The sequence below is a fragment of the Leptospira barantonii genome (genome assembly GCF_002811925.1).
Lineage (GTDB): Bacteria > Spirochaetota > Leptospiria > Leptospirales > Leptospiraceae > Leptospira > Leptospira barantonii.
On sequence record NZ_NPDS01000005.1, the window covers coordinates 50,001 to 76,142 of the forward strand.

Here is a 26,142-nt window from a genome sequence, read left to right on the forward strand (position 1 = left end):
TTCGCTCCTCATAAGGGAGTTTTATTCAAAGCCTCCAGACACGACGAAGTTCGTCCGGCTTCTCCCGGAAAGGTTCTCATCGTGGACGAGATGGAAGGATATAAGAAATACGTAATATTAGAACATAAGAATGGATATTCGACCGTATACGCCAACCTGAAAAACGTAAACGTAAACGAAGGCGACACTGTGGATTCTTCCAAGGTTTTGGGTTCGTTGGAATCCGGAAAAGGACTCTACTTCCAGCTAAATCGCGGGAGCACGGCGATCGACCCGGGTTTACAAACGCGATCGGAATAGAACATAAGAAATATGGAATACGAACTCGTCAACGCCTGCATTGTAACCAAGGATCAATGGATCCCGAACGGAAGTATCGTGGTCAAAGACGGCGTCATCGCGTCCGTAAACGCGGGTGGACCTCCTTCCGGAAAAAGAATCCGATTGAATCTCAACGGGCTTTACGTTTATCCCGGTTTGATCAACGCGCACGATCATCTTTTGAGTACGTATCTTCCCAGAGTCGCTCCGAGCAAACCTTACTTAAACTGGCTTCCTTGGGACAACGATCTGAAATCCTCAATCGTATTTTCGGAAAGACAACAACTCGATCCGGAACAACTTTATCTTTTAGGTTCTTATAAAAATCTGATATCGGGCGTTACATCGGTTCAGGATCATATTCCTCATTTCGTTCAAGATCCGTTCGTCGAAACGATGCCCGTGAGAATTCTCAACAAATACTCGTTATCACACAGCATCTGCACGTATTCCTTGAATTGGGGAGAAGGACCCAAAGAAGAATATGCAAAAGCTCTAAAGAACGATTCTCCTTACATCACTCGAATCGCGGAAGGATTCGATTCCGAATCGAGGGATTCTTTGAGAACCCTTCATAAGTTAGGATGTCTCGGTGAACATACGGTTCTCGTACACGGAGTCGTTTTATCCGAATCGGACATCGCTTTGATCGCGGAAAAAAAGGCTCATTTGATTTGGTGCCCCGAGGCGAATCAATTTTTATACGAAAGAACCGCCGATATACGAGACGTATTGAAACACGGAATCAACGTCAGCCTCGGAACGGATTCGAGCATCTGCGGATCTCTCAATCTTTTGGAGGAAATTCGCGGAGCCAGAAAATTTTACCAAACCGAATACGGAGAGGATCTTTCTCCCAAAACACTTTTCGAAATGGTTACGTCTAATCCTGCAAAAGCGCTTAGAATCGAAAAACAACTCGGAAGCATCGAAGCCGGAAAAATCGCGGATTTAGTGATCCTTACCCGAAATTCCGAAGATCCGCATATCAACCTCTGCGAATCCGATTTGAATAGCGTTCGTCTCGTGATCCGGGACGGAGTTCCCGTCTACGGAGATGTAAGCTTAGAATCTTTTTTTGAAGAATCCGGAGCCGCTGTGGAAAAAATTCGCATCGACAATGCCGATAAATATTTAGTTGCATCTCCCGGAAAACTCCTGGAGTCGCTTGTCATCTCCCTTGGCTACAAAAAGGATTTGGCATTTTTCCCCGCACAGAAAGAATTTGATAACTTTGAGTAGGTAATCCATTGGCCGGTCCGATCATCAGAAATTATAAAGGCGGATCCATCATATATTTTGAGAAGGATAAAGCCGAGGATATTTACGTCCTAAGGAACGGTCGCGTCATCCTTACATTTCCTGCGGTGGATACCGGACAAGAGGTAAAGGAAGACGTTCGTATCGGAGAATTCTTCGGCGTCAAATCCGCTCTCGGAAAATACCCTAGAGAAGAGACCGCCCAAGTTATAGGTAGCGCGACGGTTCTCGTTTTTAAACCGAACGAGTTTGAACAATTCGTCGCGGAAAAAACCCACCTCATTCTCAAGATGATGAAGGTGTTTTCGAGCCAACTCAGACAGGTTCACAAGAAACTCAAAGAAATTTTAGGCCAATCCGATACGCGGAATCCCTCGTTCGAGTTGATGAACGTCGCGGAAGTTTTTTACAAAAACAACAACCTTCCCCACGCAGTGTACGCGTTTGAAAAATATTTACAAAATTACCCGGGAACCACGTACACAGGACGTGCGACCGAACTTCTCGAACTCGCGAGAAGAGGAAGTCCGTTTCCTTTGAACATGCCTCCGTTGGTTTACGAAGGCGGAAGCAGGGTTACTCAAGAAACTCTTCAGAACATCATGAAACCTGCGGTAGAAAAATCCACGATTACTGCGGGTGTTGATAACTCCATCACTTCGCTTTACAATCGCGCTCACACTCTTGTGAACGTCGGAAAACACGGGGAAGCGATGGTGATCTACAAGGATCTACTCAACCGGACCGATTTCAAATTCGATTCCGAAAAGAAGCTGGTGGAGAATTCCCTCTTTCAACTCGGCGTATGTCTTTTGAAACAAAACGATCTCGACAACGCGAATTCTTCCTTTTCGACTTATATCAAAAAATATCCGTCGGGAGAATCGATCAAAGAATCTCTCTTTCATCTCGCGGAAATCTCCGAACTCCAAGGGGATCGTCAAAGAGCGAGAATGTTGTACGGTAAGGTCGCGCTTCTGCCGCCGGAAAAGGACAGCATCTCTCAAAAGTCCAGACTGAAGGCTAAGGAGATGAGCACCTGATGGATCTGATGCTTGAATCCATGTTTTCCAAATTCGGTAAAACGTATGAACCGAACCAAATCATCTTCTGTGAAAACGAACCCGGAAACGACTTTTACCTGATTCAATCCGGGAAAGTAAAGATCGTAAAAACCGTTCCGAATCCGACCAAAAAGGAAGACTATCTCATCAAGACCCTGGATATTCTCGAGCAAGGGGATATTTTCGGAGAGATGGCGATCTTGGAAGAACAACCCAGATCCGCGACGGCTATCGCAATTTCGGAAGTGAAGGTGTTGAATTTCAACCGCGCGAACTTCGAACTTTTGATGACGAAGAACCCGATGTTGGCTTTGAAAATTCTCACCATCTTTTCGGTTCGGATCAACGACGCCAAAAGAAGACTTTTGATTCTTCTTATGGACGATATCCAAGGAAAGGTCGCGGACGTTTTCTTGATGCTCTACGAAAAGATGCACGCACACAGCGATTTCAAAGAGATCGTCTTGAACGTTTCCCAACACGACGTCGCAGAATGGTGCGCGCAACCCGTGGGAGAAGTTCAGAAGGTTCTCAACACTCTTTCCAAGAGCGGAAAAATCGAACTTTACGAAGACAAAATTGTTATACACAATATCGCCGACTTCCAGAGAATAGTCTCACAAAAACGGAAACCGAATTCTTAAAAGCTCCCGTAGCTCAGGTGGACAGAGCAGAAGTTTCCTAAACTTTTGGTCGGAGGTTCGAATCCTCTCGGGGGCAATGCCCGCCGAAGGATAACCTTGTCGCTTGCATGAAAAGAATCGTAACCGATCCAAGCCATGCAACAACATCCAGATTCCATTCTCTCCTTACTGAAAAAATCAGAAGAATTCTTAAAGAAAAAAGAAATTTCAAGCGCGAGACTCGACGCTGAAATTCTATTAGCCGACCTACTCGAACTACAAAGGGTAAAACTCTACGTAAACTTCGAACGGCTTTTGACCGAAACGGAAAAGAACGCATACAGAGAAAGAATCGTGGATCGTTCCAAAAACAAACCCACGGCCTATATCATCGGACAAAAGGCCTTCTACAATTCCGTGTTTTTCGTAAATGAAAACGTTCTGATCCCGAGACCCGAAACCGAGGAACTCGTGGAAAAAATCCTTTCGGATTTTAAGGAGAATGGAAACGAACAAAACGTTTTGGATCTTTGTACCGGAAGCGGTTGTATCGGAATCAGCCTCAAACTCGCCCGCAAAGATTGGATTTTAACGTTAAGCGACATTTCAAAAGACGCCCTTGGAATCGCGGAGAAAAACGCAGATAAAATTTTAGGCGAAGAAAACAATATTCAACTTTTGGAAAGTGATTTATTCAAATCCATTCCCGACGATCTCAAATTCGACGTGATCGCGACCAACCCGCCGTATATTCCCATGACGGATAAGGAATCGATGATGAAGGACGTAATCGACTACGAACCGCATCTCGCGTTATTTTTGGAAAACCCGAAAGAATTCTTAACTACGCTGATCGAGGGCGCACGCGCTCGTCTCAACGAAGGCGGAAAATTCTACATGGAAACCCTTCCTTCTTTGGCGGAAGAACTCGTTTCCGATTCGATTGTAAAAGGTTGGAAGGAAGGAAAGGTGGAAAAGGACCTTTCCGGGAAAAACAGATTCGTCGTTTTAACGAAGTAAAAGAAAAAGCCGGGTTTTGATTCCCGGCTTTTTTCGTTTCAAGTTCAGAAAGAATCGATTCGAAACGAATTCGGTTTAACGCGAATCCGTTTTCGAAGAAAAATCAAATCGCCGAACTTCCTCTTTCGCCCGTTCTGATACGGATCACGTCTTCGAGAGGCGTGATGAAAATTTTTCCGTCTCCGATTTTTCCGTCTCCGGTTTTTGCGGCTTTGAGAATCGCATCAACGGTAGGTTTAACGAACTCGTCGTTAACCGCGATTTCAAGACGAACCTTTCTCAGAAGATTCACTTGATATTCGTGTCCGCGGAAAACCTCAGTCTTTCCTTTTTGTTGACCGTAACCTTGAACGTCGCTCACAGTTAGTCTGTAAATTTCGTTCTTAGTCAATTCTGCCTTAACCTCTTCCAATTTATGCGGTTGGATGATAGCAACGATTAATTTCATATAATCTCCTTATTAAAATTCTTCAGTAACGTAAATTAAAGGATATAACCTTTTTCACCGTGGATCTCGGAATCCAAACCGGTGATTTCTTTCTCTTCGGAGATACGGAATCCGATCGTTTTATCGATTAAGAACACGAGGATTACGGACACGATGAAAGAATAAGCTCCGGTAGCGACAACGCTGATTACCTGAACCAGGATTTGATCTCCTTTGGTCGCGACGCCTGCGCCGAGAGAAAGAGTGAAAACACCGGTAAGAATCGCGCCTAACGCACCACCAACACCGTGAATACCAAACGCGTCTAAGCTATCGTCGTATCCGAGTTTTCCTTTCAGAAGAATCGCACCGTAACATACCGGGCTCACTATAAGTCCCATGATGATCGCGCCTTGAACTCCAACGAAACCGGAAGCGGGAGTGATCACAACCAGACCTGCTACGATTCCAGAAGCGGCACCGAGTGCGGTCGCTTTTTTAGTATGGATATACTCGATCACAAGCCAAGCAACACCGGCCGCGGCTGGAGCGATCAAAGTTACGAGGAATGCTCTTGCGGCGATTCCGTTTACTGCAAGACCGGAGCCTGCGTTAAATCCGAACCAACCGAACCAGAGTAAACCGGCGCCGATCAAAGTATAAGTAAGATTGTTTGGAGCGATCAAAGCAGGACCTTCTCCCTTTCTTTTTCCGAGAACAATCGCCGCCGCAAGACCAGCGATACCGGAAAGTAAGTGAACCACGGTTCCGCCTGCAAAGTCGAGTGCGCTCATTTTAAAGAGCCAGCCGTCAGCCGCCCATACCCAGTGCGCGACCGGATCGTAAACAAGTGTGGACCAAAGAAGAATGAACACGACATATCCGCCGAGTTTCACTCTTTCAGCGATCGCTCCGGAAATCAGAGCCGGAGTAATCAATGCGAACATTCCTTGAAAAAGGAAGTGAACGTATTTAGGAATCGTAAGTTCCAAAGTATTCTCGTCGATTCCGTTGAGGAAAGCGAGATCAAAATTTCCGAAATAAGGATTGGTTCCGGAAAAAGCGAAGCTGTATCCGAAAATGGTCCACTGAAGCGTTAATACCAGAATCGCCACAAAGCTGTGCATCATTGTGGAAAGAACGTTTTTAGATCGTACGAGACCGCCGTAAAACAAAGCCAGTCCGGGAATCATAAAAAACACGAGAGCCGATGCAACGATCATCCATGCGGTATCTCCTTTATCGGCAACCGGAGTCGGCGCCGCCGCAGGAGCGGTTGCTTCTTGTCCAAATAAAACAAATGGAAGAAGCAGAGTGAGCAATAAGAGTAGTCTCTTGGTCCAATTCATAATCATTCTCATCCCAAATCAATTTGCCTATATGAATGCAAGATTGGTACCAATTGGAGAATTATTTAAGAATTCTTAAGAATGGAAAGAATGCCCTGAAAACGTGTGAGATCCTACACTTTTTGGACTATAAACCGAAATCCAGAGGAAAACAAGGTCGGAACTACGAAACACACAAAATGTATAGTTTATAAAGTACTCCAATTTGCTCAAGAAACAGGCAAATTTTCAGATTTTGCTCTTTCTCTGTGGAAGATGCTAACAAAATCCAAAAACTGCTACTATTCTAAGGGGAAACGCAAACCGAACTTTAAATAGCTTTCTATAGATGCGGAAGAATTTGAATTCGAGGAAGAATCCAAACGAACCATCGGGTTGTAATCTAAGATCAAATGGGCAGCCGCCGATTTAGCGAATTTAGGATGAAAGAAGTAAGCGTCAAAGACGTTCATCGCGTATAAAATTACGGTAAAAGCAAGGGACATCTGAAAGTTATGGTAGTTGTCGTTCACATTCTTTCGTTGTTCTTCGAAAGGTTTATTGTATAAGTAAAGCGCTACCGGATCGGAAAAGGAAGGAATCGGAATCAAGGTTTCATACGGATTGTTCATATGATTCAAATCCTTCACCGAATTCTTATAGATCTGATTCTCGCGATAAGTAAGATAAAGCGACCCGACCAATAGGGAAGAATAGATAATGGCAGGTAATTTTCTTTCGTCGGTCCATTGTCCCCAACCCGGAAGAACCGCGGACCTCCAAGCGACACCCCAAGGACTCAAACCCTTTTGCTGAAGTCGGGTCAATCGTTCCTGTTCTTTCTTTTGCGCGTCCGCGTCCTTAGCCTGTTTTTCCAAAAGCTCTTGTTTTTGTTTTTCTTCCTTCGCTTTTTTGGAAAGTTCCTCTTCCTCTTTTTTCTTATCTTCCTGTTCTTTCTTTTTTTGTTCCTTCTCTAATTGTTTCGCTTCCTCTTCTTTTTTAATGCGAAGAGCTTCCTCGTTCGAAACATCCTTATAAACGATTTTTAAAATTCGAGTTTTTGAAATTTCCTGATTCTTTCCATCCTCGGTTTTAACGGTAATGTTGTACGCGTTCTGAGAGGACACCTTCCCCTTAAGAACGCTTCCGTCTTTTAGAATGATGGATTCTCCCGAAATAAACGTCGGGAAAAAACAGAGTAGAATTAAGAAAAGGAAATAAGTTCTTGCAGACATGTTCATCGCGGAATGCTTTCATAAGGAAACCGTTGAACTATAATTTGAAAGCAATTTTTTCTACATTCTAAAAATTCCATACTTCGGATATTCCGGTTTTTTGGAATGATCCGCGTAAAGAGCGATTCCTAATATATCCCTCGTTCTCGCGGGATCGATCACGCCGTCGTCCCAAAGTCTTGCGGAAGAATAAATACAAGAGGATCGACTTTCGTAATCATCCAAGATCGGTTTGCGAAACGCGAACTGTTCCGCATCGGAAAGTTTTTTCCCTTCCTTTTCGAGTTGTTCCATCTTTACCGTAAGAAGAACGTTAGCGGCTTGTTCTCCCCCCATCACGGAAATTCTCGAATTCGGCCACATCCATAAGAATCTAGGATTGAAGGCTCTTCCGCACATTCCGTAATTTCCGGCTCCGTAAGAACCGCCGATCACGACGGAATATTTCGGAACCACCGAAGTGGAAACGGCGTTCACCATCTTGGCCCCGTCCTTTGCAATTCCGGAATTCTCGTATTTCTTTCCTACCATAAACCCGGTGATGTTCTGAAGAAACAACAAGGGGATTTCTCTTTGATTACAAAGTTCTATGAAGTGAGACGCTTTGAGCGCGCTTTCCGAAAACAAAACTCCGTTGTTTGCGATGATTCCAACCATCTTACCGTAAATTTTTGCGAAGCCGGTTACAAGGGTCGTTCCATAATACTTTTTGAATTCTTGAAATCGGGAACCGTCCACTACTCTCGCGATGATTTCGCGCACGTCATACGACTTTCGAATGTCTTTCTGAATGACTCCGTAAATTTCTTCGGAAGGATATAGAGGTTCTTCCCAACTGAGTCCGCCTCTTTGTGCGACATTGCCCGCATGATGCAAAGTGGAAACGATGTTTCTTGTGATCTCGATCGCGTGTGCGTCGTCTTCCGCATAATGATCCGTTACGCCCGAAATCGTACTGTGAACCAAAGCGCCTCCCAATTCTTCGGGAGTTACGATTTCTCCGGTTGCCGCCTTTACGAGAGGAGGTCCGCCTAAAAAGATTGTTCCGTTTCCTTTAACGATCACCGACTCGTCGGACATCGCGGGAATATACGCCCCACCCGCGGTACAACTTCCCATCACGACGGAGATCTGAGGAATTTTCTGAGCGGAAAGATTTGCCTGATTGTAAAAGATTCTTCCGAAGTGATCCTTATCCGGAAAAACTTCGTCCTGCATCGGAAGAAAGGCCCCGCCCGAATCGACTAGATAAATACAAGGTAGAAAATTCTGAAGCGCGATTTCCTGAGCGCGAATGTGTTTTTTTACCGTGAGAGGATAATACGTTCCACCTTTGACGGTTGCGTCGTTGGCGACGATCACACAATCGATCCCGCAAATTCTTCCGATGCCCGTTAAAATTCCGGCGGATGGAACCGAGTCCGCGTAAACACCTTCGGCCGCTAAAGGAGAAAATTCCAAAAAGGAAGTTCCCGGATCGATGAGAGAAGAAATTCTTTCTCTTGCGGTTAACTTCCCTCTTCCTTTGTGACGTTCGATCGCCTTTTCACCGCCGCCCAATTCGATCTTTCGAATCAGTCCGCGTAAAGAATCCACCTTCAGTTTCAAATCTTCAAAATTCTCTTTATACTCCGATGAGGACGTACGTATTTTGGATTCTATGATTTCCACAAAACCCTCCGGATTTTTATTTTTTTACTTTTGATTCGTATAGAATGCGGATCAGTTCGGTTTCGGATAACGTGAGTTCTCTGTTTCTTCTCGCCATAATTTTGCGAGCGTCCCTTAAAAACAGATCGAGAATATAAGGTTGTCCCGATTCAGCCCAAGTAAACGGAGAAACGTATCCGCCGATTCTGGAAGCAACGACGTTCGATCCGAAGTCTACTACGGTTCCGGTGTTCAACATAACCCCGATCGCGATCTTACAATAATCAGCGATCACGGAGCCGAACTTGATGGAACCGGTGATACATTCGTCTTGTTCTTCCCTAATTTTTACGACACCGTAGTTGTTCTTTAAGTCGGACGTGGTCGCAAGCGCTCCTACGTTCACCCAACTCCCGAGAATGGAATGTCCTAAAAATCCTTCGTGATGTTTGTTCGTAAAGTCTCCGATCAAACAAGTCCCGACCTCTCCTCCGATTCTACAAGTGGATCCGATGCTTGTTGCGCCGGTAATTCTTGCGTTGTCGATATGAGAATTCGGTCCTATATAAACCGGACCTTCTATAAAAGTGAATGAAGTGATTTTCACGTCCTTATCCACGACGATCGGACCGGAAGTAGTGTCGAACACAACTCCGGGATAAACCGTTGCGGATGGATGAACGTGTAGATGTTTCGATTTTCCGACTACGTGAAAGTGATTCGATTTCACTTTCAGTTTTCGAATCCATTTCTGAACGTCCCTGCTGAGTTCAAGATCGGCTTCGATATTCTTTGCGGTTCCGTCGATTAGGTTCCATGGAAGACAGGATTCGGAAGAGATTACGAGATCCACGTCCCTTTCGTCGTATGCGGAAAGTTTCGGATTTCTTTCCAAAAACGCCTGTTGAAACGCCGGATTCGAATGTGCGTAGAATATCTTTGCGTCCGGATAGAGTTCCTTCGTTCTTTGGATCGAATTGAGAATTCCGCTTCGAATCTCGGAAAAAGATCGGATTCTCGTAAGGGATCTTAAACCTGCCGGAACCTCTCTTTCGTCGATGAGAATTCTCTGGATCTTCGACATGGCCTACTCTACGGTAACGGACTTGGCGAGGTTTCTCGGTTGATCCGGAGGACAACCTCTTGAAATCGCGGAGTAATATGCGAGAAGTTGCAAAGGAATCACGTTCAAGATCGGGCTTAAAATCTCGGAACATTCCGGGATTTCGAAAGAATAATCGGAAAGCGACTTCGCTTCGTGATCTCCTTCCGTCACTAGTGAAATGATAATTCCTTTTCTCGCTTTGATTTCCTGAATGTTGGAAACCATCTTCGTATAAATTTCGGATTTAGGAGCGATACAAACGACCGGAACTTCGTTCGTGATCAGAGCGATCGGTCCGTGTTTGAATTCTCCGCCGGCATAACCGGAAGCGTGGATGTAGGAAATTTCCTTCAGCTTCAATGCGCCTTCCATCGCGATCGGATGATTGTAAGTTCTTCCTAAGAAGATGAAGTCCTTCGCTTTGGTAAAGTGAGAAGACATCTCTTCGATCTTACTTGCCTGCGCGAGAATTCGATCGATCTTCGCGGGAAGAAGACGGATCTCTTCGATGAGAGTTTTTTTCTCTTCGTCGCTGATGAGCCATTTGAGATTCGCCATATAAATGGAGAATAAAAGAAGATTCAAAACCTGAGCTGTAAACGCTTTCGTACTAGCAACTCCGATCTCGGGACCGGCATCCGTTCTGATATAAGAATCGGATTCTCTCGCGATCGTGGAGTTTACGTTGTTCACAAGAGAAACAACTTTGATGAACTTCGCTTTCGCTTCGTGAATGGAAGCTAACGTGTCAGCCGTTTCACCCGATTGGGAAATCCCCATGATGAGAGTGTCGCCTTCTACGACCGGATTTCTATAACGGAATTCGGAAGAAGCCTCCGTATCCGTTTGAATCTTCGCGAAATTCTCAAGATAATGTTTACCGATCATTCCCGCGTAGTAACTGGTTCCCGCGGCTTGGATGATGATACGATTGACTCTGGAAAGAACGTCCTTGTTGAGTTTGATCTCGGGGAAAACGATATCACCGTTTTCTAATATTCTTTCTTGGATGATTTTACGGAAAATCCCCGCTTGTTCGTGGATTTCCTTGATCATGTAATGCGGATAACCGCCCTTGTCCAAGTCTTCCCAACGAAGTTCCTGTTTTTTGAATACGGGCGTAATTTCCTTTCCGGAAAAATCGAAAAGTTTGAATTCGTTTTGAGAGAAATAACCCCATTCTCCGGAGTTTACGTAATACACTTCTTCGCAGTTTCTGGTTAACGGAGAAATATCGGATGCGAGGAAGAATTCTCCCTTTCCTTTTCCGATCAAAAGAGGAGCGCCGTCTTGCGCGAAATAAACACGATCGGGTTCGGTTTCGAATACGGTGGAAACCGCCCACTTTCCGTGGATTCTTCCGAACAGTTCCATGAACGCGTCCTTGTTGGACTTTCCGCTCTTCTTACTTTCTTCGAGTAAATGCGGAAGAACTTCCGTGTCCGTTAAACTCTGAAATACGTGACCCTTTTTCTTGAGTTCGTTTTTGAGTTCGAGATAATTTTCGATGATTCCGTTATGCACAACCGCAACGGTAGAATTCGTATCGGTATGAGGGTGAGCGTTGATTTGATTCGGTTCACCGTGAGTCGCCCAACGTGTGTGGCCGATCCCTACGTTACCCGGCGCCGGGAATTCCCGGAGATGAGCTTCTAGATCCTTGATCTTTCCTTTCGCTTTTCGGACGAGAATATCGCCTTGATCGAGGACCGCAATCCCCGCAGAATCATAACCTCTGTATTCGAGGCAGATTAAACCTACTACAAGTACCGATTCAGCATTCTTACTACCGGCATAACCGACAATTCCACACATATTCAGGCATTCTCCATAAGCCTTCCCGCGCGGTCCAGCAGAGAATTGAGGTCTTTTTTGGTCCTCGCCTCACCTATGACTCGAATGATGGGTTCCGTGTTAGAAGGGCGAATGTGAATCCAAGAATCTTCGGAAGCCAGTCTAAGACCGTCCAAAGTCTCCTCGGAAAAGGAAGAAAATTCTCCGCTAAACTTCGAATAGATGTCCTGAAGATTTTTTCCCGCAACTTTGAAACTTGTTTTCTGCATGTGGATCGCGGGAAGTTCCTCGAGAATCGAATCGATCTTCTTTCCGGTCGCGGCCATCACGTTTAGGATATGCGCGATTCCCGAAAGAGAATCTCTTCCAAAAGATGCGATCGTAGGATCGATTACGCCACCGTTTCCTTCTCCGCCGAAAATGGATTTTTGTCGGAGCATTTCGGAAACCACATTTGCCTCTCCGACTTTAGAACGGGAAACGGGAACCCCGTATTTTCCTGCCACGAACTCGTTGATAAAGCTGGTGGAAAGATTGACGACCATGTTCGCCTTTTTAGGCGCTTTCTCGAGAGTTAAAGAAAGAAAACTTAAAGGAAGCGTATATTCTTCCGAAATCGCGCCCTTCTTCGGAGTAAGAACTACAAGTCGGTCCGCATCGGGATCCAAAGCGAATCCTATATCCGCGCCGGATGATTTCATCTTACGAGAAGTTTGTTTGAGCGCTTCGGGAGTCGGTTCTGGCGGTCTTGGAAACGTTCCGTCGGGACTACAATGAAGTAAAATCGGCTTACAGCCAAGTCTTTCGAGAAGCTCGGGAACTAACGTGCTTCCGGCCCCGTTGACCGCATCCACGAGAACCTTGTATTTTTTCTTTCGAATCGCGTTTACGTTCACTCGTTTGAGAACGGACTCAATGTGTTTTTCACACCATTCTTTCCCGGAAACGATCTTGGAAGCGGGTTTGTATTGAATAGGTCTATACGATTGATTGCGAACCGTATCCAAAATTTGTTCCAAGTCCGCGGCTCCGGTAAAGAATCCGCCGGGACCGACAAACTTGAATGCGTTCCAGATGATCGGGTTGTGAGAGGCGCTGATCATAATCCCGCCCCCCGCTTTGGAAAGATTGACGACGGCCTTGACCGTCGGAGTCGGAACGATTCCGAGTTGTAAAACGTCTTTTCCCATCGCCTGCATCAAACCGAGTGCGATGTTTTCTATATAAGGACCGGATGGACGAGAATCTCGACCGATTACGATTTTGGATCCTTCGATCCAAGTGCCGAATGCACGCAGAGCGTCAAAAATGACTTCAGGAGAAAGTCCTGTAGGAATAATTCCTCGAATCCCGGATACCGAAACCATCAGGTCAGGATGATTGAATACGGGGCTTTTTGTATTCATGGAGTTTTAGGGGTGTTTTCGGAAGAAAGGGTGTGGGCGATGACAGGATCGAACTGCCGACATCCTGCTTGTAAGGCAGGCGCTCTACCAGCTGAGCTAATCGCCCTCTATAATTCCGTTTTTTTTAGGCTGCGGATACCGCGTTGAGGCGTTTTGCCATTCTGCTTTTTTTTCTATCAGCGTTTTTAGAATGGATCAGGTTTGTTTTTGCCGCTTTGTCCAAAAGAGAGGTGTACTCTACAAAGAGAGCAGTCGCCACTTTTTGGTCTTTTTCTTTGATGGCTTTCAGAACTTTTTTAGCCTGAGTTCTGAGCCTGGATCTATTCTGAGAATTTGCCGCATTTCTGCGTTTTGTTCTTCGAATGTCCTTTTCTGAAGACTTGATATTAGCCAAGGCTTACACTTCCTATCGAATAAGTGTTTCCAGGTTTTCTGTACCCTACCCCCTGTCAAATGAATTCTTTGAAAATTCCAGATTCGGAACCTCATTTCTTTACAAATTAAAAGCCGAAAACGTTTCGTAAATTCCGCTCCATTTCTTCCCGGAACCGCTTCGAACGGAGGAATAAAAATGAGACTAAATCGTTTTGGAAATATTTTTCTAACCATCCCATTGGATCGGGACTTTTTTTCACGTCTTCAAGAAGAGGAAGTGAATCTTTCGGAACTTGCAGAACTGGGAATTCTTCTTTTGCAGGACTTCGAAAACTCCGGGAGGTGTTTTTTGTCGATGGAAAGGGAAAAAGTTTCCGCCTCGTTTATAATTCAGGAAACTTCTTATTTACAAATTTTTACATACTGCTTCCATAGTTCCCGTTCGCTTTATTCTCTGATGGAAGAAGTTCTACAAAACGTCTATTTGGATTTTTATCTGCGTCCTCTTCAAGAATCGAATCGCGAAGGTATTTCATGTTAAAACGTTCGGAATACATCGTAGTAGATTCCATATCCTCGGTCGATCCTAACGCGCTTTCCTTGGACCAACTCAATCAGAAATTCATCGATAAACAGGGAAACCGTTTCGCACTTCGATTCAATCGAACCACTCGCAGAGCCGAGCTCGTAAGAATCACATTAGAATCTCCGAATGAAGCTCAGAAACACAAACACGTTCCTCATCCGCCTCCGCGCAAAGTTAACGTACAGAACGTAAAACAAAATACCGCTCGTCCAGCAACTCCTCCTCCCGTGAAGAAGATTTCGCTTCAGGAAATCATCGCGAAAACGCAACAACAGACTTCGGTTAAAATTCCGAAGGCTAACGCGGATGCTCCCCAAAATGTAAACGAGGCCGCGGTTCAAAAAAATATCTTTCAAGAACCCGCTTGGGAACATCATAAAACCAAGGACAGTTCCAACTTGGATTTGGGGAGAATGGACCTGAATATCATGGAACATTCCGTTCCGGTCCGCAGAGATACGGGCGATTCTTTGAAGATGGAATACGGCTCGGTTTCGCCGGTAAGCGACGGCAACGTAATCGAAAAAAGAATCGCGGAACTCACAAAGATCAAAGAAAGAATTCATTCCGTTCTCAACAATCTTCAGAACTCCAAAATTTTCGAAATCACCGGCGATCCTTCGGAAAACAAAAATATCATCGGAAACTTGAACCGAGAGTTCGACATCGAATTCTTTCAAAAGCTGGATAAGATTCTCAACTATCACAAAGAACTTACGACTTATCCGAGATCCGTAAATTATTACACCGCAAAATACGAATCTTCGAGAAAGCAGATTCTCCAATCCAAAAGTTTGGACAGTGAAAAACTCAAATTGGTGACTCTTTGGGAAATGCAAGAGATGATGCTCGGATTGATTCAAAAACTGAAGAAGATGGTTTTGAATACATTGAACGTTCTCAACACGAAAAACGACAATCATATCAAACAACTTCCGTACAACCAACAGCAGATGTTCCGAGATTCCAGAACCGCGCTCCTGTATTGCTCCGAAGACGTATCTTCTTTGCTTATCTCCTTGGAAAGATGGGTCGATACTGAATAGGAGATATCTCCTATGGAACCTTTACAAAGCACAGAAATCACGGCCGTTCTTGAAAAACTCAGGGCGGAATATACGGAAAATTCCAAAAAGAATCCGAAGGTCTTCGACCTCAAGGCTTTCGAGTCCCGACTGATGATGGTCCTTCAACAAAAAGGAAGCCTCGCTCAGTTTCTCAAGGACGAAATTCAATTTATAGAAACCCTCAAGGCCAAACACAAAGAACTCGAAGATAAAAAACAAGCGGCCAAGGGTGATACGATCAATAAGATTCTGGAAGAACAAGAAGCGAGACTTAAAAAATACCAGAGAATCGATTTTCATCCCTTGGCAAAACCGGAGATCCGTTATTTTTACGGGGCAATTCTTTCCTTTGCGGATTGTGAACTTCCCGCTTTGATTTATATTTTCAAAGGAACTCCCGAATTCTCCATATTCAAAGATACGATTACCATCATAGAAAGAATGGGAATCAGCAGAAGGGGAATGCCTTCGATCCGAATCAACGAACACGTCAAAGCCCTTCTCGACGCGAACGGGAATCAAAGCGCGATGGAAAAAGACGGTCAGAATATTTTAAAGGAAGTCTGCATCGCTCTCAAAGGAATCATCACATCCGTCCGGGAATGTATGGACAAAAACAGGGTTTCTCAAACTCTTTCGATCAAAATCGACGAGAAAGAATTTCCGAGAGCCGTGGAATCCTATCAGAATTTGGTTTTCGGGATTGCTCTTGAAAAAATAATAGTACGAGCTGAAACGATCATCCGGGATTTCCGGATGGCTGAGATCACCGGTCTGGGGTAATTAATGAAAGTTTCCATCGTCATTCCTTGTTATAACGAAAAAAATACGATCCGCAATATTCTCGAGACGGTGAAGAAAGTTCCGATCAAAAATAAAGAGATCATTCTTGTGGATGATTGTTCCAAAGACGGAACCAGAGATCTTTTGAAAACTCCCGCTCTGAAAAAACTCACGGATCAAATCATCTTTCACGAAGTCAACCAAGGAAAGGGGGCGGCTCTTCGAACCGGTTTTAAGGCCGCAACCGGAGATATCGTAATCGTTCAAGACGCGGATCTTGAATACGATCCGTTCGAGATTCCGAGCGTGATCGATCCGATTTACAAGGGTCAGGCGGACGTGGTTTTCGGAAGCAGATTCTTAGGCGGCGGTCCGCACAGAGTTGTCTATTACTGGCATCGTCTCGGCAATATGGTTCTTACCACTCTCTCGAACATGTTCACCAATATCAACTTAACGGATATGGAAACTTGTTATAAGGCTTTCCGCAGAGAAATCATTCAATCCATTGATATCAAAGAAAATCGTTTCGGTTTCGAACCCGAGATCACTGCGAAGGTCGCAAAAATTCCGGACGTGAGAATTTTCGAAGTCGGCATTTCCTACTACGGAAGAACGTATGCGGAAGGAAAAAAGATCGGCTGGAAAGACGGTTTTCGCGCGATTTACTGCATTCTAAGATACAATCTTTTTAAGTGAAGAATTCAATTCGAAATTTAGAATATTCTGAATTTCGAAAATATCTTTTCTTTTCCCGAAAATCCGTAACATCCTGCATTTACGAGAACGTGCTACGGATTCTTGCCTACTTCAAAAAGCCCGTAGCGGTTTCCGGATAAATCTGGGAGGCGAGAATGAATATAAAAACGCTCACCGCGATTCCCATCGACGCGAGTAAGACGTCCTTTCCTACTTTGCGAAACGTTTCGAGATACGGTAGATCCCGGAAGGTCATGAAGTTCAAAATGATTTCTCTTCCGGCGAGCATTCCCAAAAACACCCAAGTTGTGGACATGGGCATCTTGCTCCATTCGTGAAACACGATCAAAATCGTCCCGTAAACCAAGTCGACGATCGTCGCGGCTTTGGACCATTGAATGTCCGATTTTTCGGTTACGATTTCCTGAATCGTTCCCCCGTTCGTATAAAGAATGATTCCAAGCGCGACAACGAGCATCGAAATCGCGAGAGCGAATTCTAAGATGGAAAGTTGTCTTGGAAGATAGATGACGATATTGGCCGCGTCCTGACGCAACCAAGCGATCCAAAGATAAATCGTGGACAACCACTGAAACAAGGCCCAACGTTTTTCGCTTCTCGGATCGGGAACGTGGTCTTCGGTGTATTCTTTCGGATCGATCTTAACCAGAATTCCCCAGATAAGAATCGCGACGCCGAACGCGATCCCGTAACCGAAGAAGGATTTCGTGAGCATTTTTTCGATATTACTTCCGCCGAAAAGACCCAGGATCAAAAACGTGGTGGAGATCGGAGATTTCAATCTTGTGATGATGACTAGAATCAGCGGCGCTAAAAGTTGTATGAGATTGAATTTTCGAACTTCGGGAAAACTTTCCAAACGTCCGAAATGAACCTGCGAATCGTTAAAGACCCAGGCTCCCAAAAAGATAAGAACTATGGTTCCGCCTAAAACGACGAGCTTCGGAATCCAATGAACGGTTCGTTTACTTTCGATAAACGTTCCCACCGTTTGAACGGCATCGTTTCCGGCGACTGAAAACGCGCTGATAAAGAACGCGAACCACCCGAGATAATACGAAGGAGATCCCAATTGATAAGCGACAACCATCAAAATTCCGGCAACCGCAACCAAGGAATAGAATCGGATCTGATCCCGAATACTCGGATGCTGGAAATCTATTTCATTTTGTTTCATCGGAAAAGATATCTCTAAGCGAACGCTTAAAAAGATAATAATAAAACGCCGGAACTCCCGTCAAGGGGGTTCCGGTGGGATGTAGAGGGGGTTTTTAATCCAGAAAACGTTTTTCGTATTTGGATTCTATATCACGGAGATCGAAGAGAATGAAAAAGTCGATGGTTTTAAAGACGCTATCCAAAGCCGGGATTCCGCAAATCTGAGAACCTGCGCGGATATAACCTTTAATTAAAGCCGGAATTCTTTTTTGAACCACTTTCATATCGTCGATCACGTAGTTCGGATCGAAACCGGGAACTTCGAAACCTGCAAGAGGAGTTACGTCGAATTCTTTTCCGGCGAGAACATTCTTCTCTTTTAAATAAGCATAAACTTCGTTTGCGGATTGTGCATCGGTATGATGAATCGAACCACAACCGAAAAGGTATCTAACGTTATGCTTCTGCATATACATTCCGAGTCCCGCCCAAAGCATGGAGATCACTGAACCGTCTCTGTATTCGGGATGAACACAACTTCTTCCGATCTCTGCGGTTTCCGCATCGAGTTCGTAAATTTTAGTGATGTTGAATTCGCCGTCAGAATAAAAACCTAGGTTTTGTTTTGCGACGGATCTGCGGAGAATTCTATAAGTCCCCACGATCTTGTCTTCACGGTTTTTATCGATTACGATGAGGTGATCGCAGAAGAGATCGTATTCGTCTCTGTCTTTGCGAGTCGCGGCGGATTGAGGAAGACCTTCTCCTAATTCGAGATTAAAAACCTCGTATCGAAGTGCGAGAGTGCGCTCTATTTCCAACTGGTTCTGTGCGATACGAACTTCCAGTTTTCTTTCTGTTTTAACCTTGTTATCTAAACCTGTGCCCATAGCGGTTATCCTTCGGTTTTAAATTGTCCCCCATCATATTCGTTCTCGTTACGTTCAGATTACACAGGAAATAAATTCCGGTGACTCGAACCTCGAAAAAGTTCGGGTCGGAATTTTGAGAAAAGGGGAAGAATTCTTTTAAAAACGTTTAAAAAACGATTCTTCTTAAAACGACAAGAACCGATTACAAACGATTCCGAAGAATGAATTTATTTCAGGTTCTCTGGAATCAAAGAAAAAAACGAAACGTTTTCCGGGCCGTTTTTCGATCTTGGAAAGAATGTGGAGAATTGGCTCGCTATAACTTAGGAAGCCATCTGCATACGAGTCTGAATGTAAGCTTCGATGAGATACTTGGCTTTCGGATCTAAAGCGCCGAATTCCACCCCGAATAAAGAAGCCTCCGGAGCCGCGACCTTACGTTTGATTTTACCGGAAAGTTTGATGGGGTTCCGACCCGGTAGAGTGAGAATCATTTGAATCGGAGAATTGAGATCGCAACCTTCAAAGAGATGAGGAACTTCCACGGCGACCCCGCCGATGCTGATGTCCTTTGCGTTTAGAATATCGATGAAGTTAAGACCCATAAGTTGAATTTCGATGATTTCGTTAACTGCAGGAAGAACTCTCGGAAACTTTCTGTGATCCATTGTGACGCCCGTTTTCATGTAAAATTCGACGAAGTCAGATTTTGAAATCAACAGAAATGAAAGACAAGTTCTTTTTATAGCTTTTTATAAAAGTGAAATCTTGTATTAAAGAGAAGGGATTAGATCCGGATTCTAAAATCAAAAACGAGCCTTGAGCGATGCTTTTTGCGATTGATTCATAACGTTTCGTCAATAAAGAACAAAAAACTAGATGGAAAGGATTATTTTTTTGCCGTAGTTCCGACCAATCGAGCGATCCATAGAGAGCGAGATTGCCAAAAGCTGCGAAGCGAAAGCGTTGGCTCTCAACGAAGTTGAGAAATCGCAATCATAGAAAGCTATCCAAACTTGCAAAGAAAAACTGAATCAAGACTCAATGATGTTTAACTTCATAGAATCTAAAATTTTGCCGACCTTCTTATCAAACTTCTTATTGAATACGAAAGCGTTCAGAGTTTTTTCCAAAAACAAAATCATTTCCACTGCCTTCCATTCAAGAACGTTTTTGTGATCCCGGATCTTACCGGAGTGAACTAAGGTGGAGATTCCCCGAATCGATTCGTTTTTAAAATCCCTTCTCAAAGCGATGAACAACGCTTGAGCCTCGGGCGTTAAGAAATGAAATTTTTTAGAAAACAAAACCGCATCGTGAAAATATTCGGGACGAATCACGGCGCCATTCAATCGAAGCGACAGAATTAAAAAACCGATAAAGTCGGAAATCTGATGAAAGATTCCCAAACCGGGAACATCCTGACCGGGATACAATCTACTCTTATCCATCGATGGCGATTTCGGATGACGTGTCTGAAGCCAATTGATGATGAGATATTTTTCCTTAAAGAAGTAATCGTTGATTTCGAGTCTGTATTCCTGAACGCTCAAACGAAGATGTAAAAGAATTTCCTTATCGGAAATCAAAACGAGTCTTTGAAAATCCTGACCCATTCCCGAAATTTCAAGCTGAACGTTTTTATATTCTTTCTTTTCGATTTCGGGAAGAATTCCCGTGATCTCGAGAAGTTCTAAAATATTCTCGCTCGTTAAGGAATTAAAAAGAACACCTTCTTGAAACGTGGTGCTTGAATCGTCTACGGCCGCGGCTAAAAATTCATCGTAAACGAAATCGAAAAATCTGGGATTGTTGTAACTCGATTTAGCCATGAAAAGAATCGAAGTTTTTCAAAACGAAAAACTTCTTTTTTCCCGATTCCATCACGATCTTTTATTACTCCTTTTTTTCAAGGAGAATCCCTGAAACCGAAGAACGATTCTAAATCGAATTCGATGAAACTCTCCGTTCTATAAGATGGATTTGAAAACGGAATCCGACGCTTCCACTTGAGGATAATGCCCGATCCCTTTCAATTCCACGATATCCGCGGAAGGAGAAAGTTCCCGAAAACGTGCGACAAGATGCGCTCCGCTCACGGGATCGTCGATGCCGTTGATCATTCGAATCGGTACGGGAGAATGGAGAACCGCACCCGCCCAACGTTCTCGATGGATCTTTCTTTCTTGAATGTATCGAATCAATCGATGCGCGATTTTGGTTCCGCTGTCCGAGGCGACTAAGTCCCAAAAAAGATCCAGTTCTTCTTGGCTCGGTTTCGTGTTCGATCCGAAAACCGCGGAAAAACTTTTTTGAAAAGATTTGCGATTCATCAAACGAGAAAGAATCCAACCGATCGGACTGTGTAAAAGTTTTTGAATGAACCTGGGTCTGTGCGATTCCGGAAAAATTCCTCCGTTGAGAAGAGTGACCGCCTTGATGTTCAAACCCTTTTGTCCGGATTTTTTTCGATCGATAAAACGTGCGAGAAGTTCCTGCGCGACCGTGTCGCCCAGATCGTGCGCGAGAATTTTCACCTCTTCGATTCCCTTGTCGCTTAACAATTTTTCGATGATGTCCGCCTGTAAAAAGATCGAATAGTCGATGGAAGGTTTGGAGGAAAATCCGAATCCGATCAGATCGGTTGCGATCAATCTTCTTTTTTGCGCGAGGGGCTTCCAAATTTTTTCCCAGTCAATGGACGCGGTGGGAAATCCGTGGATCAATAGAAGATTCTCCCCTTTCCCCTCTTCCTTATAAAAAATTTTCCAATTCCCGTACGATACAAAGGAACCGGAACGTTTCCATTCTTCTAATGTCATACATTCTCCGTTTAAACCGTTTAACGACTGTTATAGATGATTTGAATTTGGGAAGCGGATAAAGCAACCGGATAATAAACACGAAGTTCGTCGATCGAACCGACATACAATTGATTGGCGTCGCGTCTGAATCTTCCGATGTTTGCGGTTTGAGAATTTGGGGGCGCGAATGTGGATGAAAAAATATATCCAGTTTGAACCGCTACTCCGTCGTAATACAAGGTCGTATTCGGATTTCCTAAAGTAGGATCGTATACACAGGCAACGTGATGCCATCCTACGATCGAACCGACCCAACTAAAACCTTCGCTAAACGCGCCTTCTTGCCAGGATTGTACACCTAACAACGAATTGCTTACGATAACGTCAAAGATCAAATTCGAAAACGGTCCGTTGTTCTCCGATTTATCGAATATGGTTCCGATCGAAGCCGTATCGGGACTTACCCAAGCAGTTACACTGATCGGCTGAGTCCCCGCAAAATGAAAGTTCTGCGCGGCCGAATCCGGAATGTCTATATAATCAAAGGACGGTGTTGCGCCGTATCCGAGACGAACCGCGTTTCCAACAACTCCGGGTACGATCGTTCCTCCGAAATTTCCGGTTACGAATCCGTTATTCCCGTTTCCGGAAGAATCATTAAAGGCAATACTCTCGAACCGAGAAAACAAAGAAAGCGTTCCGACATTGGAAACGCCGGTTCCTTGTAACGTTATGTTTACCGCAGTGATATTTCCGCCGGGCTGAACGTTTAAGGTCGCGGTTCTTAAACCTGCGGAAGCGCTGTTGAAATAAATCGAAGCGGTGGCCGAAGCTCCATTCGTTATGGTTCCGTTAGGCGAACTGGCTATGATAAAATCGGATGCGTTAGCCCCGGTTAGATTCAAAAAATTAGATGCAGGAATCGTAATATCCGCGCCTGAGGAATTCGTGATCGAAATCGTCGCGGTGGGCGATTGAAACCCGTTCAACACGGATTGAAAATCGTATGTGGAACCGCTCGAAAAAGAAACCTGATTGATGGAAACTCCGATCGGTCCGGAAGGTCCGCTCGAATTGCCGGTTGTAGACTGTCTTGCCAATGCGATCGAAAGTTCCGGAATGGAGGAAGATTCCGGATTGTATTGACAGAATGTCGATGATGAGAATGTGATCGAGGTTAAGATTAGAAGAATCGATTTCATTTTCAAACCCGGTTCCTCTTTTCCATTCTTAGGTGAGAATGGAAATCCCGAGGAACTCAGATCTTATAAAGAAATTTCAAAAAAACAACCACTTCCCGATCCAAGATTCAGTTTTTTGAAAGCGATTTTATAGGATGAATCGATCCGCGATCCTTCTTAAGTTTTCGGCCGAATGTTCGAGACTTTTTGCGGACGCGGAAATCTCTTCGGCGCCGGAAGCGGTTCCCAAAGTATGATCGTTGATTTGGACGATCACCTGGGTGATTTCGTGAAAAGCCTGTTTCTGCTCATCCATCGCCTGTTTGACGAACTCCGCGTCTTCTCCGACTTTGTCCGCGCGTTCCGCGACTTGTTGATTGATTCCTTCTTGAGCGCTCGTAATTCCGAATAATTTTTCCATCGCCTTGGAAACCATATCCGTACTTTTGATGATTCCGTGAATGACCTCGGAAGAGGATTCGATTCCGCTCGCACCGGAGTCCAGCTCGTGATTGTTTCTTAAAATCATTTCGCTGATCGACTTGATGGAAGAAGCCGTCTTTTCGGATAACTTGGAAATTTCTTCCGCAACGACCGCAAACCCGCGACCGGCTTCCCCCGCTCTTGCGGCTTCGATCGCCGCGTTCAACGCGAGAAGTGAAGTTTGATCCGAGATGTCGTTGATGATTCCGATGATCGCGGACATTTCCCCCGATGATTTGATTATGTTTTGAACCATCGTCTTCATCTGTCCGAGAGATTCTTCCCCTTTGACTGCCTGAGTGGAAATTCCCTGAGTTAAGTCGAGCGCTTGTTTGATTTCCAATCCGATCTCTCTTACGCTGGAAGAAAGTGTTTTTATATTATTATGAAATTCTACTATGTTTTTATACTGACGATCCGTTCCCGCCGAGATGCTATCCATACCGGAAGAAAGTTCCTCGACGGTTGCAGACATTTCTTCGGTGGAGGCCGCAGTCGCCTGGGCGCCGGACGCAAAAGAATCCGAAGAGGCTGTCAATTCTTCCGAAGAAGTGGCAAGTTCCGTGGAAACCCTTTGGATGTCCTTTAAAGAATTACGAATGCTGAATATAAAAGAATTCATATCTCGGCTCATCGAACCGATCTCGTCCTCGTAAACGACTTTGATGTCCGATGTAAGATCCCCTTCGGCCATGGTTTTGAAAAGTTTACTCGCGTTCTCCAAAGGACTGAGTCGTTTTTTCAAAAGAAGATACAAAAGATACGCGGAGATCGAGGCGGTTGCAAGACCCGATAAGACGATCAAAATCAAAAGACCGATCAAGGATTCTCGGATTTCCGTTTTCGGTTGAATCGCTACGATGGAGATTTTCCAAGCGTCAAGTCTATAGATCATCGCGTATCGATCCGCGCCTTTGAAACTGAATTCCATCACTTCACCGGTTTTAAGACTCAACATCGTTTTACCGTAGGATTCTTTCGCAATATCCAAGTTCAGGATCATTTCTTTTTTTGGATGTGCGATGATTACGCCGTTATGATCCATCGCGGAAACATAACCTTGTTCACCGATTTTAATTTCCTTGATGATCTTTTCGGAAACGGTATCGAATGAAAGAGCGACCCCCACAAGTCCCACCGGACGATTTCCATCCAGAATCGGAACCGAAAGAAGCGCGACCGGCAATCCGGTTACGGGAGATTTTCTCGCTTCGGCTAAATAAACTTTTCCTTCCTTGGCCGCGTTTAAACTTTTTTCGATTCCCGCGTCCGAAAGTTTAAATCCGATCGTGACTCCTCCGCGTCCGTCTGCGATAATCTTAGAATCTCCGTCCAAACGACATATAAAGACATTCTCATAAACCCCGTATCTTTGCATGAGCTCTTGATAAAAATTTCCGGCGATCGGTGCGCCCGTTCTTAAGGATTCCATCGTACGCGGATCCTGAGAAATCGTCCAAGCGACGTTCAGATGAGAATTCAAAAAAGAATCAAACTCGAGCCCCACCACTGAAACCACACTCTTCATCTGGCTCATGTAGTTTTCTGTGATCTTTTTTCTTCCGAAAAAATACGCGGCACCGGATACGATACAAGTCAGAGCGAACAAAATCGAAATCCCGGAAATCAATAAGATAAACTTAAGACTGCTACGACGCATGAAATACTCCCGATCGGTTATGAAACCAATCTTTTCAGAGGACGCATTTTGGATACACGGAACGATAATTATTGATTTCTTAAGTTATAATTCTAAGAAAATCAGAGCAATAAAATACCCCATTTTATATAGCCTGTCTATAAAAATAATCCCAAAGAACTATCTATTTAAACCGAAAAGAATACAAGGTTATACATTCAATAATTTGAATATACAAGAGTAATCGCGGCAGATTTCAACGAGAGATTCGAAAAAGTTTTGATACGACGCAGATCAAAGAACTTGTAAAAGTCGTTTTCTAAATTCTTCCCTATCTTTTCCGGAAGGTAATTTTCCGAACCCGGCCTTGAGATTGTCTCGGAGATGAGAAATTTTGGAAGTAGCGGGAATCACACAGGTGACCGCAGGGTGAGAAAGAATGTATTTTAAAAACGTCTGGCCGAAAGAATCACAATCCCATTCCTTAAAATAATCGGGCAAAGTTTTCCCTTTGACTCTTCTGAAAAGTTCTCCTTCTTCGAAGGGCCGATTGATCAAAACCCCGATTCCGTTTTCCTGCGCGAAAGGTAGAATTCTTTCCTCCGCGGCGCGCGTCACGATCGAATACGGAATTTGTATAAAATCCATATTCTCGGTCTTAGCGATTTTTTCCATTTCGGGAAAAGCGGAAGAAACGTAATGAGTCAAACCCAAGTATCGGATCTTTTGACCTTCCTGAAGAAAGCGCAAAGTTTTCAAATGTGTATTCGTATCTACTAAATTATGGATTTGGAATAGATCGATTCGATTCGTTTTGAATTTTTCAAAGGAGGATTGGATCTGCGCTTTTCCAGCGGATTCCCCGCGAATCCAAACCTTGGTCGCGTAAAAAACTTTTTTCTTTTTTTCTTCCGCAAGCGAAGAAGCGAGAATCCCCACGATCTCCTCCGATCTTCCGTACATCGGCGAGGAATCCACGACCGTTCCGCCTTGATCGATAAATTCTTTCCAAACCTCGCGCAAGGATTCGAGTTCGGTAGAATCCTTGGAAATATCCATGGTTTGCCAGGTGCCGAGTCCGATCGCCGGAATTTTTTCCCCGCTTCTTTGAATCGTTCTTTCCAACATCTTGGCACCCTCCTTGGCGAATAAACTTTCAAACGGAGATCGGACCAAACCTGCCGCAAGGCCGATCGCCGCAGTTCGTTTTAAAAAATCGGAACGGGTCAAGAGGTCCATAC

Annotated in this window: 25 protein-coding genes and 2 tRNA genes (1 of these 27 cut by a window edge); 10 read left to right on the top strand and 17 right to left on the bottom strand. The window is 44.4% G+C overall.

The genetic code is table 11. From position 1 onward, the window contains the following. The 6 genes from CH367_RS12000 to prmC form a co-directional block, all read left to right on the top strand. Nucleotides 1–300 carry the 3' portion of an LIC_10271 family cell wall hydrolase gene (locus tag CH367_RS12000; RefSeq protein ID WP_100762758.1) on the top strand. 399 nt of this gene lie to the left of the window's left edge, so the window shows 300 of its 699 coding nt (coding positions 400–699); the start codon falls outside the window, past its left edge; the stop codon is at nucleotides 298–300. Between the two features lie 12 nt (nucleotides 301–312). After that, the gene (locus tag CH367_RS12005) at nucleotides 313–1,563 is read left to right on the top strand and encodes an amidohydrolase family protein (protein ID WP_100762759.1); all 1,251 of its coding nucleotides are present in this window, start codon (nucleotides 313–315) and stop codon (nucleotides 1,561–1,563) included. 8 nt (nucleotides 1,564–1,571) lie between these two features. Continuing rightward, nucleotides 1,572–2,624 (top strand): tetratricopeptide repeat protein, encoded by a 1,053-nt coding sequence (locus CH367_RS12010; protein ID WP_100762760.1) that lies wholly within the window; start codon nucleotides 1,572–1,574, stop codon nucleotides 2,622–2,624. Beyond that, nucleotides 2,624–3,289, top strand: coding sequence for a Crp/Fnr family transcriptional regulator (locus CH367_RS12015; RefSeq protein WP_010572764.1), 666 nt, complete (start codon nucleotides 2,624–2,626; stop codon nucleotides 3,287–3,289). The genes CH367_RS12010 and CH367_RS12015 overlap by 1 nt, the downstream gene beginning before the upstream one ends. Before the next feature lie 2 nt (nucleotides 3,290–3,291). Further along, a tRNA-Arg gene (locus CH367_RS12020) sits at nucleotides 3,292–3,365 on the top strand. A 59-nt stretch (nucleotides 3,366–3,424) separates the two neighbouring features. After that, nucleotides 3,425–4,288, top strand: a complete 864-nt coding sequence (gene prmC / locus CH367_RS12025; protein WP_100762761.1) for a peptide chain release factor N(5)-glutamine methyltransferase — start codon at nucleotides 3,425–3,427, stop codon at nucleotides 4,286–4,288. Between the two features lie 103 nt (nucleotides 4,289–4,391). Here prmC and CH367_RS12030 read toward each other — a convergent pair whose 3' ends face one another. The 9 genes from CH367_RS12030 to rpsT all read right to left on the bottom strand — a co-directional run bounded on the left by CH367_RS12030 (nucleotide 4,392) and on the right by rpsT (nucleotide 13,627). Further along, nucleotides 4,392–4,736 (bottom strand): P-II family nitrogen regulator, encoded by a 345-nt coding sequence (locus CH367_RS12030; RefSeq protein ID WP_002619748.1) that lies wholly within the window; start codon nucleotides 4,734–4,736, stop codon nucleotides 4,392–4,394. Nucleotides 4,737–4,771: 35 nt separating this feature from the next. Then, nucleotides 4,772–6,064, bottom strand: coding sequence for an ammonium transporter (locus CH367_RS12035; RefSeq protein ID WP_100762762.1), 1,293 nt, complete (start codon nucleotides 6,062–6,064; stop codon nucleotides 4,772–4,774). A gap of 281 nt (nucleotides 6,065–6,345) precedes the next feature. Beyond that, nucleotides 6,346–7,278, bottom strand: a complete 933-nt coding sequence (locus CH367_RS20825; protein ID WP_165783281.1) for an LA_0442/LA_0875 N-terminal domain-containing protein — start codon at nucleotides 7,276–7,278, stop codon at nucleotides 6,346–6,348. A gap of 60 nt (nucleotides 7,279–7,338) precedes the next feature. Beyond that, nucleotides 7,339–8,949, bottom strand: coding sequence for a carboxyl transferase domain-containing protein (locus CH367_RS12045; protein ID WP_100762764.1), 1,611 nt, complete (start codon nucleotides 8,947–8,949; stop codon nucleotides 7,339–7,341). Between the two features lie 16 nt (nucleotides 8,950–8,965). After that, entirely contained in the window at nucleotides 8,966–10,012 is a 1,047-nt protein-coding gene (locus tag CH367_RS12050; protein ID WP_100762765.1) for a GlmU family protein, read from the bottom strand. Between the two features lie 3 nt (nucleotides 10,013–10,015). Continuing rightward, complete coding sequence (gene glmS / locus CH367_RS12055; RefSeq protein ID WP_100762766.1) at nucleotides 10,016–11,848, bottom strand: glutamine--fructose-6-phosphate transaminase (isomerizing); 1,833 nt, start codon at nucleotides 11,846–11,848, stop codon at nucleotides 10,016–10,018. A 2-nt stretch (nucleotides 11,849–11,850) separates the two neighbouring features. Next, the gene (gene glmM, locus CH367_RS12060; RefSeq protein ID WP_100762767.1) at nucleotides 11,851–13,233 is read right to left on the bottom strand and encodes a phosphoglucosamine mutase; all 1,383 of its coding nucleotides are present in this window, start codon (nucleotides 13,231–13,233) and stop codon (nucleotides 11,851–11,853) included. A 33-nt stretch (nucleotides 13,234–13,266) separates the two neighbouring features. Further along, nucleotides 13,267–13,339 (bottom strand) — tRNA-Val (locus tag CH367_RS12065). A gap of 18 nt (nucleotides 13,340–13,357) precedes the next feature. Further along, nucleotides 13,358–13,627: a 30S ribosomal protein S20 gene (gene rpsT / locus CH367_RS12070; RefSeq protein ID WP_100762768.1), complete on the bottom strand. Its 270-nt coding sequence runs from the start codon at nucleotides 13,625–13,627 to the stop codon at nucleotides 13,358–13,360. Between the two features lie 177 nt (nucleotides 13,628–13,804). Here rpsT and CH367_RS12075 point away from each other — a divergent pair, with 177 nt between their 5' ends. The 4 genes from CH367_RS12075 to CH367_RS12090 are packed head-to-tail and all read left to right on the top strand — an operon-like array spanning nucleotide 13,805 to nucleotide 16,743. Continuing rightward, on the top strand, nucleotides 13,805–14,149 hold the full coding sequence (locus tag CH367_RS12075) for a hypothetical protein (RefSeq protein ID WP_100762769.1): 345 nt from the start codon (nucleotides 13,805–13,807) through the stop codon (nucleotides 14,147–14,149). Continuing rightward, a complete protein-coding gene (locus CH367_RS12080) occupies nucleotides 14,143–15,240 on the top strand; it encodes an LIC_10450 family protein (RefSeq protein WP_100762770.1) in 1,098 nt (365 codons plus the stop codon). The genes CH367_RS12075 and CH367_RS12080 overlap by 7 nt, the downstream gene beginning before the upstream one ends. Before the next feature lie 12 nt (nucleotides 15,241–15,252). After that, nucleotides 15,253–16,044 carry a hypothetical protein gene (locus CH367_RS12085; RefSeq protein WP_100762771.1) on the top strand — a complete coding sequence of 264 codons (792 nt, stop codon included), beginning with the start codon at nucleotides 15,253–15,255 and terminating at the stop codon, nucleotides 16,042–16,044. Between the two features lie 3 nt (nucleotides 16,045–16,047). Next, on the top strand, nucleotides 16,048–16,743 hold the full coding sequence (locus CH367_RS12090; protein ID WP_100762772.1) for a glycosyltransferase family 2 protein: 696 nt from the start codon (nucleotides 16,048–16,050) through the stop codon (nucleotides 16,741–16,743). Between the two features lie 106 nt (nucleotides 16,744–16,849). Here CH367_RS12090 and CH367_RS12095 read toward each other — a convergent pair whose 3' ends face one another. From CH367_RS12095 to CH367_RS12135, 8 genes are all read right to left on the bottom strand, one after another. After that, the gene (locus tag CH367_RS12095; protein ID WP_100762773.1) at nucleotides 16,850–17,941 is read right to left on the bottom strand and encodes a hypothetical protein; all 1,092 of its coding nucleotides are present in this window, start codon (nucleotides 17,939–17,941) and stop codon (nucleotides 16,850–16,852) included. Nucleotides 17,942–18,035: 94 nt separating this feature from the next. Beyond that, nucleotides 18,036–18,812 (bottom strand): GNAT family N-acetyltransferase, encoded by a 777-nt coding sequence (locus tag CH367_RS12100; RefSeq protein WP_100762774.1) that lies wholly within the window; start codon nucleotides 18,810–18,812, stop codon nucleotides 18,036–18,038. Nucleotides 18,813–19,117: 305 nt separating this feature from the next. Continuing rightward, entirely contained in the window at nucleotides 19,118–19,480 is a 363-nt protein-coding gene (locus tag CH367_RS12105; protein WP_100762775.1) for a PilZ domain-containing protein, read from the bottom strand. A 348-nt stretch (nucleotides 19,481–19,828) separates the two neighbouring features. Beyond that, a complete protein-coding gene (locus CH367_RS12110; RefSeq protein ID WP_100762776.1) occupies nucleotides 19,829–20,626 on the bottom strand; it encodes a histone deacetylase in 798 nt (265 codons plus the stop codon). 138 nt (nucleotides 20,627–20,764) lie between these two features. Then, nucleotides 20,765–21,616 (bottom strand): alpha/beta fold hydrolase, encoded by an 852-nt coding sequence (locus tag CH367_RS12115; protein WP_100762777.1) that lies wholly within the window; start codon nucleotides 21,614–21,616, stop codon nucleotides 20,765–20,767. Nucleotides 21,617–21,636: 20 nt separating this feature from the next. Next, on the bottom strand, nucleotides 21,637–22,800 hold the full coding sequence (locus tag CH367_RS12120) for a LamG-like jellyroll fold domain-containing protein (protein ID WP_100762778.1): 1,164 nt from the start codon (nucleotides 22,798–22,800) through the stop codon (nucleotides 21,637–21,639). Between the two features lie 127 nt (nucleotides 22,801–22,927). After that, a complete protein-coding gene (locus CH367_RS12125; protein WP_100762779.1) occupies nucleotides 22,928–24,922 on the bottom strand; it encodes a methyl-accepting chemotaxis protein in 1,995 nt (664 codons plus the stop codon). Between the two features lie 273 nt (nucleotides 24,923–25,195). Next, nucleotides 25,196–26,140 (bottom strand): aldo/keto reductase, encoded by a 945-nt coding sequence (locus CH367_RS12135; protein WP_100762781.1) that lies wholly within the window; start codon nucleotides 26,138–26,140, stop codon nucleotides 25,196–25,198. Nucleotides 26,141–26,142 lie beyond the last annotated feature (2 nt).